Below are 11,930 nucleotides of genomic sequence, written 5' to 3'. Positions count from 1 at the left end.
TTTTGCGATGTAGGTGTGTTTCAAATGATTTTGTATTTTTATGGAGGTGGGATGTTTTCTAATGGCTACACTTGGACAAATGCTGAGGCACCGTGCTTACTTTTCCCCGAGTCTAGAAGCAATTGTGGCAGGAGGACAAAGGTATACATATCAGCAGTTTGATGAAAGAGTGAATCAGTTGGCTCATTATTTATTAGCCGCCAATATTAAAAAGGGAGATCGTGTGGGGATTTTATGTAAAAATAATCATCCCTTTCCAACGATTTTGTTGGCAGCTGCTAAAATAGGAGCAATTGCTGTGCCTTTAAACTGGAGACTTACTCCACATGAATTGGATTATATTATTAAAGATAGTAAGCCAAAAGTGATCTTTTATGATGAAGAATATGAGCAACTGTTGGCATCATCGAGTGAATGGTATTTTGTTTCCACGATGATCAAAGTAGGGCGAGGAGTGAATACGCACCCTTCTTTTGAAGCCTTATTGCTTAATCGTCCAATGACAGAGCCATTAGTTTCGGTAGCTGAAGAGGATGAAACGTTGATCATCTATACCTCAGGGACATCAGGTCATCCCAAAGGGGTTGTATGTACACATAAGAACTTATATGCGACAGCCATTGCTAATGGTTTGGCTTTGGAGTTTCACTATGGTGCACGTTATATGCTACCTACACCTTTTTTTCATATCAGTGGACTGATTCTTGCGTGTATGCTTCTTTATGGGATGACGATTATTCCTACCTCTAACTTTGATCCTGTAGAGTTATGGGATTTGATTGAAGCAGAAAATGTTACATATATGATGTCAGTTCCTCATTTATTGATTTATATGTTGCCCGAACTATTAAAAAGTGATCGAAACTATCATTCATTTAAAAGTTTCGTTTGTGGTGGAACGAAGCTTCCTGAGACCTTGATTCGACAGTATGATTCGTTTGGTTTTTCGATTTACCAAGCTTATGGGCAAACTGAAGGAACGGGAGCTTTTTGTTACTGGACTCCTCGGATGGGCATTCATAAATGTCATACAGTTGGAAAACCGGTTTTCCCTGGAGAGATTAAGATTTTTAACCCTAATACGGGTCAAGAAGTACTCGCAGGCGAAGTTGGAGAGATTGGTTATCATGGTCCACAAATTTTCAAGGGTTATTGGAATAAGCCAGAGGAGACTCAAAAAGTATTACGGAATGGCTGGCTTTTAACGGGTGATGCAGGGAAGTTGGATGAAGATGGTTTTCTTCATGTGTTGGATCGATATAAGGATTTGATCATCTGCGGGGGCGAAAATATTTATCCTGCACAAGTAGAAGAAGTGATTCGTCAGATTGATGGAGTAGCCGAAGTTGCATTAGTAGGGATTCCGCATAAAATTTGGGGTGAGCTACCCAGAGCTTATGTGATTAGAAAGCCAGATGCATCGATCTCGGTCGAAGATATTTTAGTAAAGACACAAGAAAAAATAGCGCATTATAAGCTTACAGAAGTCGTTTTTGTTGATCAATTACCTAAAAATAGCTTTGGAAAAGTACTTAAAAGAGTTTTAAGAGAAGAGGCAATCAAAGAAATAGAATTAACCACAGAGCAGTAAAATACATAGAAGCTTGAAAATAGAAATTGTTTTTAAAAATATTATAATAAATCTGAATGGTATATTAACAAACAAACTTTCCCTTTGAATCCTAACTAAAGTGAAAGTTTGTTTGTTATTAGATGGCTAAATATAAAAACATATAAAGGTTTTTTACTATTTATATAGAATAGTTTTTATCAGATTTAAAAACATACACATAACTACATAGTTTTAACCTTTTTAAAGATTAATCATCGGCTGGAGGGATTCGAAAGAATGAATACATTAGGTGAGGTGCTGAATTATCGTGCAGACTTCTCTGCTCGTTTAGAAGCGTTAGTAGGTGGTGGGAAAAGATATACATATAAGGAATATAATGAACGTGTGAACCAGCTTGCCCATTATCTAATAGAAAAAAATATTGCTAAAGGAGATCGGGTAGCATTTCTGTGTAAAAACCACCATGCTTTTCCTGTTATTTTTATGGCGATTGTTAAGGTTGGAGCAATTGCAGTTCCAATTAACTGTCGTCAAACCACAGAGGAAATTTATTATCTTATTCAAGATAGCAAGCCTAAGATGATTTTTTACGATGATGAATTTACTCAAAATATCCCTTCTTTGGATCAATTAAGTTTTGTTGCAACAATGATTAAAGTTGCAGTAGGCTCAGAAACACATCCATCCTTTGAAGGCCTGTTAGTGAATAAGCCTACACATGATCCAGGTCGATCTGTTGACGGGGATGATGCGGCCATCATCATGTATACCTCTGGGACGACGGGAAAACCCAAAGGCGTCTTATGTAGTCATCGTAATTTGTATACGGCCGGCGAGTCTAGTGGGAATGCGATCGATTATCATTATGGGGATCGCTATCTTGCAGTCACTCCATTATTTCATATCAGTGGAATTCTTTCCATTTTTAACTGTATTTATTTTGGGAAGACAATGATTACTCTCAGTCATGCGAACCCTCCTGATATTTTAGATGCGATTGAAAGAGAGAGAGTGACTTGCTTGATGACAGTTCCGACTCTTTTAATCTATATGCTTCCGCAAATCATGTCAGGAGAAAAAGATCTTGACTCCATTAGGATTTTTATTTGTGGTGGTTCAACCGTTCCCGAAAAGTTGATTAGGCAATATGATGCTTTAGGTTTTCCGATTGTACAAGTATATGGATGTACGGAATGTTCAGGTGCCATTACTTTTTGGAAATCCAATATGGGATTAGAGAAATGTCATTCTGTTGGAAAAAAACAACTACAGGGAAAAGTGAAAATAGTAAATCCTGATACGTTGCAAGAGGTTCCGACTGGAGAAGTTGGCGAAATTACTTTTAAAGGCCCTCAAGTATGCCTTGGTTATTGGAATAATTCTGAGGCTACCCAATCAACGATTAAAGAAGGATGGGTGTTTACAGGGGATGCAGGAAAAATAGACGAAGAAGGTTTTGTCTATGTGATGGATCGATATAAGGATGTTATTATTTGTGGTGGTGCAAATATCTATCCTGCTCAAGTAGAAGAAGTGATTCGGCAATTAGAAGGTGTACTTGAAGTTGCTTTGATTGGAGTTCCTCATGAAATTTGGGGAGAAATGCCACGGGCCTATGTGGTCAAAAAAGAAGATTCCGATCTTACAGAACAAGATATTATGGAACATTGTGGGCAGCGATTAGCTACATATAAAGTGACTGAAGTAATCTTTATCGATGAACTGCCTAAGAATAGTTTAGGTAAAGTCGTAAAGCCAACTTTAAGAAAAATGGCAATGGAAGAACAGGAAATTAATCATTAAGGATATTTGAGGAATGTTTAGGGCGAGGTCTCGAAAATAGAGACCTCGCCCTTTTGAATGTTAAATGTCTAATTTGATTGTTGTTTTTAGACTTGAAATAACAGGCGATTTTCCGACCGCTACTTTAGCGATTTCTTCTACTTCTTTTTGAGAAGCAGATGTTTTAGCGGAGATTTTGATCGTTGGGTTCAAGATTCCACCTTCACCCTCTTCAATGCCAAGGAAAACAGCGGCATTAAGGTCGGCTGTGATATTCACTTTTACATCTTCAAGTGTAATCCCAGCTTGACTAGCTAACACTTCAAAAGTAATAGCAAAACAACTTGCTGCCGCCCCGATTAAATATTCAACTGGGTTGGGGGCTTCATCAAATCCACCAAGTGGCTGAGGTTCGTCAGTGATGAAGGGAGCAAAATCACGAATTTTAATTTCGTTTTTCACTCCACCTTTCCAAGTCACTTCTGCAGCCCAGTCTCTCATTTTGAGATCTGGATTTTGTTGAATTGCTTGTGCAGTTTGTTGTGCATTTTCTAGAGCAATACCATTCATTTATATCACCTCATTAGGATTGGAGATTGCCGCATCATTACATAACTTTTTGTAGCAATCTTTTTAATGTAACCCCAGTGTACCAACCTATAGAACTAGAAGATGTAAGCAGGACTACATACTTAATTCTTTTTAATCCAGAGGCGATGTTCTTTTTCCATGATGACTCCTTCATGGAGCCACTTATTCATAATAAAAGTAACTGTTTCACGGGTTGAGGCGATCATCCCCGCTAGATCACGATGGGTTAAATAGTCTGGTAAAAGGGAGTAACCCTCTTTAGATTCTGCCGTAGAAGTGAGTTTATACAATAAAAATAAAAGTCTTTCTTCAACCTTTCCATAAGCAACTTGCTCTAAAATATCGATGGTTTCTTCCAGCTGTTCTGTGACATAGTGAAGTAGTTGGAAGGCAAGTGATGGATGATCAGTGATGACTTGTTTTACTTCTGTGGTTAGCAAGGGGATCACTTCTACTGGTGTGAGTGCTCGAGCAAATCGTTTTGCTTCTCGTTCAGAAAATATCTCCAATAAACCAATAGCCTCGCCTGGTTTTAAAAGGTCGATCACGCATTCTTTTCCATCAGGGTGGATATGAAAGAGTTGTGCTGTACCCTCAGTGAGAAGATAGACTCTTTTCTCGTCTGTAGGGGACATAATATATTCCCCTTTTTTTAGACTCTTTCGTGGCTTATGATGAAGCCAGTTGTGAACGATGGGAGCGGGGAAGAAAGATAGGGGGGTATTGGAATCCATAGCTTCACCTCATTTTTAATCTGTCCTTATGAATTGTAAATTAATCGATGATAAAGGTGAAGGGAAATCCTGTGGAATTAAGAATCATCATGGGAAATTTAGTATAATGAACCTCTAAGTGACTCCATTTGTAAGCAAAAAGAAAAGCACCTGACTCAGGTGCTTTAATCTCCACCACCACCACTATCTCCTCCACTGCTGTCTCCACCGCAACTGTCTCCATAGTCATAATCGTTATCGTAACTAGAGCTTTCACTATAGCTAGACCGTTTTCTGCGACGTTTCTTCCCCTTAGGTAGAAACGCAAAAATGATGATGAATGTAATCATACATACTAATATAAGTAGATTATTATCCATGATCATCCTCCATGCGAAAGTAGTAGTGGGTGGAGCTAAATTGTTTTTATTTACAATAAAAATAGTTCTTATAATAAGGATAATCATAATTGTAAAAAATGTCTATATTCAGTTTCAGTGAAATAACCCAATCCTATGGAGCCGATGAACCTAGGATTGGGTTATTGTGATCAATTAAGTAACTCTTCACGACCTCCCGCTTTGATTCTAATATTTACATTCACTTCTAGTGATTGATCATCGAGTGGAACAATTCCGTTCTGATTCAGCTTTTTCCACTCGTCATTTTGATCTCGGTATAGGACTTGTGATAAATGATACACATCAATCCCTTTTTCGATCCCTTTTTTATAGGTGTGCATGATTTGAGATTTGACAGTGCTTTCTGTGAGTTGTTCCAAAATATCTTTAGAATATAATTTTGTTAGATAATTAGAGACTCCCTCGAATCGAGCTTTTAATTGAAATGTAACTTTCCCATTCTTTTTCACTGGTTTAATGTCTATTTTTGGATCTTGTAGTACAACGGCTCCAACTTGTTTGTCTTTAACTTTTAAAGTAAGGGAGCCACGACTTGTTTTTTCTTGTGTCCACGGATACCCTATAAGATCTTCTTGTGATAAATATCCTTTATAGGACTTGAAAGTGACAAAGCCAGCACCATCGAAAGCTAAGATCTCAAAATCCTTATGATCTGCTTTCCAATCCTTTTTTATTACAGTAAGAAAAGGGAGATAAGTGTTCATTGCGGGCTCGTACAAGTTAGCTCGAAATCGATAAAGTTGTTGGGGAAAAGCGATGGAAGATTGCTTTAAAATATCTTCAGGGTCATTAATAATCGAGTAGACAGGGGGGAGATTAAGGATCGAATTAGTTGCTAGTATATCTTCCATGTTGTCTTTAGTCCCAAAGATCCATACAGTATTTCTAAATTGAAAGAAACGAGCATAAAATTCTTCAAACTTTTCTAAGCGGTTATCTTTCAATACATTTTCAGAAAGAACAATGCTTTTAATATGTTCCCAGGATAGTTTTTGTGGTGAAACTCGATATAAGTCAAAAGCGGCTTCGTATATATTTTCACCTCTTCCTTTACCTACAAACAGATCTTGTTTTTCACGGGTGGCTCCTCCTTCTTGTTTAGCGATATTGGCAAAATTAATAATTTGTGCATAGATAATGAATTGGTTATCTTGGTAATCGATCCCCAAAGTGTTCACATATAAGATGTGTTCTGTTTCCCTAATATCCCAACAACCAGTTAAACAGATCATAATGAAAAAAGAAGCCCATACTTTTCGAATTACATGCATGTAGGTCTACTCCTTCCGAGTCCGGTCTCGGAGTCCGAGCTCTTTGGGTCTCTTTTTTAAATTTTTAAAACGCTTTCGAACGGTGGCAGATATGATACTTCCCGCTACTGGAGGAGCGTATGGAGTAAGATAATATAGACCAAAGGAACGTAAATTAACCACGTAGGTAAGGATTATAAAAATGGAACCGATAAACCCAATAATCCCGAATGTAGAAGAAAGGAGAAATACAAAGTAGCGAAGGACACTCACTGTACCTGTTAAAGATTGGTTCACTAAAATAAAAGTAGATACAACAGAAATAGCAATCGCAACAATAGTACCTGGTGAAGTAACTCCAGAACTAATGGCTGCTTGACCAATGATTAATCCGCCCACCACAGAGAGTGTTTGACCAAATGCCGAGGGTAACCGCAATCCAGCTTCACGAAGTAATTCAAATACGGTGATCATGAATAGCCCTTCGAGAGGGGCAGGAAAAGGAACCCCTTGTCTTGATAAAGAGACGGTGGCTAATAATGTATAGGGAATCTGATCTGGATGAAAGGAGAGTAGAGCGATCCAAAAGCCAGGTAAAAGGATGGCGATTGCAAATCCTAAATATCGTAATAGTCGTTCAAAACTGGCAGTAAAAAATAGAGTATGTTGATCTTCAGCATTGTTTACGAAAAATGGTAAACTGACTGGGCCAATCGTCACTGTTGGGGAACCTTCCACTAAAATGATAAAACGACCATGAAGTAAACAATTGGTGGCAAAATCAGGACGCCCCGTATACTCCACTAACGGAAAAATACTATATTGATTATCTGTGATGAGCTCTTCGATTTGTGTATTAGAGACAACCCCGTCTACCTTAATTTCTCGAATTCGTGCCCGAACATCATTAATCGTATCATCAGCAACCACATCTTTGAGATACAATAGTCCCACACGTGTTTTAGTTCTTTTACCAATGACAAACTCTTCACAGCTTAAAGAATCGGTCTTTAAGCGTTTTCGAATCAGCCCAATATTTGTATCGATTTCCTCGATAAAACCATCTCGAGCTCCCCTAACCGACACTTCTGTAATTTGTGTTTCCACAGATCTTTTAGGTAGGTTAGAAATATCTAGGGTGTATACGAGGTGATTAGGGAAGACGATGATCAGTCCACCTTCAAAGACTTTCTCTACGATTGTTTTTTGTAAATTTTCGCTACTGATTGGTGTGATTGGATACATAATTCTAGCTTGAATCTCTTTGGGATCACCCGAAAAATCGGGGTTTAACCTTTCAGAAAAATGAGGGAGAATCGTTTTTCTTAGCTCTTCCGTATTGATTAAGCTCGTACAATAAATAAGTAATAAGGTAATGGTTTCTTCCTTTCCAATGGTTTGCTTTTCAATTTTGACATCATGGCAACCTTCAAACCAAGTCTTACAGGTATGTTCATCAATCACTGCGGGTTTATGACGTTTACGAAATATCATAGTTTTGTCCTCCTTTCTTTTTACTAGCAATGAGGCTTAATATGGCTAAGATGATGGAGATCGTAAGCATGGCGATCAGTGAAGATGGCAACAAGATTCTCGCTAAAAACCAATGAACGGTAACATCACTGATTGGTAATGTAGATGCGATTAAAGTGAGTATTGCTAGCACCATAATCCAGCGGTCACGAATCTTTACTCTTTGAATTTGAAATAGATCAGGAATCACGAATAATGCCAGTGAAATTCTTCCGAAAGCGCCAACTAGCCACTGATAGACAGAAAGAAAGTCTAAATGTTCGATGTATCGCCCAATAATGACAAGTCTCCACTCCTCAAATGCTGGAAACCGTTGCTTAGCTGCAACAAATGGACCAAATTCTATGATCGCCCCGATGGTGGGACCTACTGTAAGCCCTACGATTCCAAGCCCAATGAAGAAAAGAGGAAAAAACTTAACAGGTGTGCGAATATGATGTTGGATCATAAGGAATAGGATCAGTTCGATAAAGCCAGCGGCTGGATAGATTAAGCCATTGAATGTAAGATCCCATCCATTTTCAAGAATCGGTTTAAGGAAGCTGTAATCCTTATGTGGGAAGTTTGCAAAGGCGACAAAAAAACCTAATACAAACACGAATGGAAGTAAAATTCCTAAAGTATAGGCGATCGAATGGATTCCACCATGTGCATTTATAAAACAAATCAACAATAAAAAAAATCCTAATACAAGCATGGGAGTCTCAGGTAAATAAAAGGATAAAAAAGTAAGTGTTTCTTTGAGGGTGATTACAGCTATGGAGAATACAAACACAATAATCACAGCAATAAGTGGGTATGCAACAAATCCTCCATAGTGTTTTTTTAGCCAAGGAAGTAACTTTTGACCTTTCATTTTTTTGTTTGTGATATATAGAATTGGAATCCATAAAAGTAGAAGTACACCAGCAATTAGGACAGAGAGCCATGAGTCACGCTTGGTTGTTTCTAATAAGAGAGGGATGATAATCACATGGTTCATTAGACCGATGACAGTAAATGTAATTATGGTGAATTGAAGAAAAGAGATTGATTGTTTTTTCATGTGAATCCCTCTTTGCTTTTAAAGTCAGTTTGATTTTGTTTCATTTAAAAGTATGTCCGAGAAAAACAAGATTATTATATATGTAAAATTCAGAGATTGATTGCGCCATCCAAATTCTCAAACCAACTCCAGCTTGAAGTTGGTTTGAGAATTTTTCTTATTTAACTATGGATCAGGAGTAGATGATTAACTATTAGTAGGAAGGTGAATGATAAAAGTCGTTCCTTTCCCCACCTGACTATCTACTTGAATGGTTCCACCATGGAGCTCAATAATCTTTTTACTAATTGAAAGCCCCAGACCACTTCCGCTTAATTCCCGTTTTCGTGCTTTGTCCACTTTATAAAAACGCTCAAAAATGGAGGATTGCTCCTCTTTTGGGATACCTACTCCAGTATCCTTGACAAGAATTCGCACCTCTTTTTTATGGATTGGCTCCATGACGACTGAGATGGTTCCACCTTTTTCAGTAAATTTAATACTATTCGTCAGAAGGTTCGTCCAAACTTGGTGTAATAACTTTTGATCTGCATGAATCTGCGTTTCAGGAAGATCCAATTCAATTGCCAGATCTTTTTCTTGCCAATTCCACTGCAACATGAATAAGACTTGTCTGATTTGTTCAGCTAAATTAAATGTACTTTTCTCCAGTGCTCGTTCTTCTTTATCTAAGGAGGCAAGAGTGAGCAATTGTTTACTTACCTGTGAGATTCGTTTACTTTCTTGTTCGATAATTTTTAAGTAGCGTTGCTGTTTCTCATGTGGAATTTGATCATCAGATTGCAACGTTTGTGAAAATCCTTGGATCGAGGCGAGGGGGGATTGAATTTCGTGAGAGACATTAGAGACAAACTCTTGACGCATCGCTTCGAGTCGAGCTAAGCTTTGAGCCATTTTTGAAAAATGACGGGCGAGCTCACCAATTTCATCACTTCTCGAAACGTTTAGCTGAATTCCATAGTTTCCACTTGCGATTTTTTTGGTTGCTTCAGTCAAGGTGGTGATAGGTTTAACAATATAACGAGTTCCTAACAGGATTAACAAAATACTAATACCAATCATCAACAAGACGAGGATCGCAAAAAAGAGCCGCAACTCTCCGAATTGCTTTTCTACATCAGGTCGAACAAATAAAGCGTGCGGTTGACCGTTTACTTTAAGTGGAACCCCAATCGTGTTTCTAAGTTCCTTATCAAAAAAGCCAGTGATAAACAAACCAGGAGGAAACTGAGCTACTCCATGATAAGTGTCTCCCTCCAAAACAGATTGGATCACTTGCGGATCGAGCTGTTGATCTCGAAATGGTTCCCCATAAAAAGCTCCTTGTTGTTCACCATTGACTAGGTATAATTGGAAGCCAAGATGGGAGACGCTTTTTAAGTATTCTTCACTTGGAGTTTCTGGATTTTGCTCATAAAAAGTAGCAATGTTTTTGGCGAACTGAGTGATCTTTTGATCATTATATAACTTTAAAGTCATCTGGTAGTAGATGTTAGATAAGAAAAAAGCAAGTATCCCACTAGAAAGGATAATTGCAATTGTAATCATGACAAATCGTAAATATAAAGTTTTCACTTGGGGGTAACCTCCAGTTTATAGCCTAAACCGCGAACAGTTTTGATCAAAAAGTCGTCCGTTCGCTTTGAAAATCGTTCTCGCAACCGTTTAATATGAACATCAACGGTTCGTTCATCCCCTTCAAAGTCAGCTCCCCAAATCCACTGAATTAACTGCTCTCGTGTAAACACTTGCCCTGGATAGCTCGCCAACTGGAATAAAAGTTCAAACTCTTTTAAGGGTAACATCATCATGCTGCCGCGGAAACGCACTTCAAAACTTCTACGATCAAGAGTTGTCTCGTTGAGTGTTAGTACATCAGCACTTACCATTTGATAGCGTCTTAACAATGCTTTGATACGAAATAGAAGCTCTTTGGGTTCAAATGGCTTGACCAAATAGTCATCAGTGCCAGAGTCAAATCCTTTTTCTTTATCCTCCAATTGGTCCTTAGCGGTTAGCATAATCACAGGAATATCATAGTACTCTCGAATCTCAGCACATAATTCATACCCATCCTTATGAGGCATCATTATATCGACAATGGCGAGATGAATGTGCTCCTGCTCTAAGATTTGTAAAGCGTTTTCACCATCTGGTGCTTCGTAGACAGTATAACCTTCTTTTTGTAAATGATAGCGAACTAACTCTCGTAAGTGGGGATCATCATCAGCGAGTAAAATATGTATCATCTTCGTCCATCCTCCTAGATGTTCGTTGGACTGAGCGGAATTCATAAAGTTATTTTATGTCAATGGAGAGAGGGTTGCTCGCTCGAAATTATTGAAAACTAAGACTTAAAGCCAACAAGTATTGGGCGGAATAATAGGTAATCATCACACCATAATCTCCCCAAACCAATTTCTTCTTAAACCGATTCCAAGCCAAAATGGCATCAGATAGATAAAAGAGGAGTGCACCAGCGATGAGGAGTTCTTGTCCAGTTAATAGTGCTTGCCAGACCATCCAAGAAATAATCAAAATGTATAAACCAACTGCGATCAGTAGCTTCATTCCACCTTGTTCTCGAACAGGAGAGAATAATAATGCATAATAAGTAACGGCGACTACTAACAAAATAGTAGCATAGATCCAAGAGCTTACACCTAGGGTAAATGAGAGCTGACCAAAAGCAAGTACATAAAGAACATGAGCGATAAAGAATGAGGATAATCCCTGGATAAAGCGATCGGATGGGAGCATGAGAAAGATATCTCCGGCGATCGAAAAGAGTAGGCCGATGAGGATGAGCCAACCAACGGTTCCTGAATCAGGGAGTCCAGTGATCGCTAATCCGATAATCAATACCATTGTGCCTGGCTTTAAAATATACCGCCAGATGGGGTTTCGTGCACTAAGAGCAAATAGGTAACTTACACCTGAAAGCAAAATTCCGATGGAGAGAATGTTTACCAGCATGTCTAGACACTTCCTTTACATTGTTATTATTCACTCTCATCCCCA

12 protein-coding genes are annotated in these 11,930 nt (G+C 38.4%); 2 read left to right on the top strand and 10 right to left on the bottom strand.

What is annotated here, in order from left to right; all coding sequences use genetic code 11:
• Nucleotides 1-61 precede the first annotated feature (61 nt).
• Together EDD58_RS10860 and EDD58_RS10855 are read left to right on the top strand one after the other, a co-directional pair.
• On the top strand, nucleotides 62-1,591 hold the full coding sequence (locus tag EDD58_RS10860) for a class I adenylate-forming enzyme family protein (protein WP_165875942.1): 1,530 nt from the start codon (nucleotides 62-64) through the stop codon (nucleotides 1,589-1,591).
• Nucleotides 1,592-1,849: 258 nt separating this feature from the next.
• Entirely contained in the window at nucleotides 1,850-3,376 is a 1,527-nt protein-coding gene (locus EDD58_RS10855; RefSeq protein ID WP_131925489.1) for a class I adenylate-forming enzyme family protein, read from the top strand.
• A 60-nt stretch (nucleotides 3,377-3,436) separates the two neighbouring features.
• Here the strand turns inward: EDD58_RS10855 and EDD58_RS10850 are convergent, their stop codons facing one another.
• The 10 genes from EDD58_RS10850 to EDD58_RS10810 all read right to left on the bottom strand — a co-directional run bounded on the left by EDD58_RS10850 (nucleotide 3,437) and on the right by EDD58_RS10810 (nucleotide 11,885).
• On the bottom strand, nucleotides 3,437-3,925 hold the full coding sequence (locus EDD58_RS10850) for an OsmC family protein (RefSeq protein WP_131925487.1): 489 nt from the start codon (nucleotides 3,923-3,925) through the stop codon (nucleotides 3,437-3,439).
• A gap of 122 nt (nucleotides 3,926-4,047) precedes the next feature.
• A complete protein-coding gene (locus EDD58_RS10845) occupies nucleotides 4,048-4,680 on the bottom strand; it encodes a Crp/Fnr family transcriptional regulator (protein WP_131925485.1) in 633 nt (210 codons plus the stop codon).
• 40 nt (nucleotides 4,681-4,720) lie between these two features.
• A complete protein-coding gene (locus EDD58_RS14910) occupies nucleotides 4,721-4,858 on the bottom strand; it encodes a hypothetical protein (RefSeq protein ID WP_165875941.1) in 138 nt (45 codons plus the stop codon).
• Entirely contained in the window at nucleotides 4,845-5,039 is a 195-nt protein-coding gene (locus EDD58_RS10840; protein WP_131925483.1) for a hypothetical protein, read from the bottom strand. Before EDD58_RS10840 ends, EDD58_RS14910 begins: the two co-directional genes overlap by 14 nt.
• A 170-nt stretch (nucleotides 5,040-5,209) precedes the next feature.
• Nucleotides 5,210-6,352: a spore germination protein GerXC gene (gerXC, locus tag EDD58_RS10835; protein ID WP_131925481.1), complete on the bottom strand. Its 1,143-nt coding sequence runs from the start codon at nucleotides 6,350-6,352 to the stop codon at nucleotides 5,210-5,212.
• A gap of 6 nt (nucleotides 6,353-6,358) precedes the next feature.
• On the bottom strand, nucleotides 6,359-7,825 hold the full coding sequence (gene gerXA, locus EDD58_RS10830) for a spore germination protein GerXA (protein WP_131925479.1): 1,467 nt from the start codon (nucleotides 7,823-7,825) through the stop codon (nucleotides 6,359-6,361).
• Nucleotides 7,812-8,909 carry a GerAB/ArcD/ProY family transporter gene (locus tag EDD58_RS10825; protein ID WP_131925477.1) on the bottom strand — a complete coding sequence of 366 codons (1,098 nt, stop codon included), beginning with the start codon at nucleotides 8,907-8,909 and terminating at the stop codon, nucleotides 7,812-7,814. Before EDD58_RS10825 ends, gerXA begins: the two co-directional genes overlap by 14 nt.
• Nucleotides 8,910-9,095: 186 nt before the next feature.
• On the bottom strand, nucleotides 9,096-10,484 hold the full coding sequence (locus tag EDD58_RS10820; protein WP_131925474.1) for a HAMP domain-containing sensor histidine kinase: 1,389 nt from the start codon (nucleotides 10,482-10,484) through the stop codon (nucleotides 9,096-9,098).
• Entirely contained in the window at nucleotides 10,481-11,158 is a 678-nt protein-coding gene (locus EDD58_RS10815) for a response regulator transcription factor (protein ID WP_131925472.1), read from the bottom strand. Before EDD58_RS10815 ends, EDD58_RS10820 begins: the two co-directional genes overlap by 4 nt.
• An 88-nt stretch (nucleotides 11,159-11,246) precedes the next feature.
• Entirely contained in the window at nucleotides 11,247-11,885 is a 639-nt protein-coding gene (locus EDD58_RS10810; protein ID WP_131925470.1) for a lysoplasmalogenase, read from the bottom strand.
• Nucleotides 11,886-11,930: the final 45 nt, after the last annotated feature.

It is taken from the genome of Hazenella coriacea (assembly GCF_004341825.1).
Classification (GTDB): Bacteria; Bacillota; Bacilli; order Thermoactinomycetales; family Thermoactinomycetaceae; genus Hazenella; species Hazenella coriacea.
Note: the sequence above shows the minus strand (reverse complement) of the source record. Positions and strands in the feature narration are given on the sequence as shown.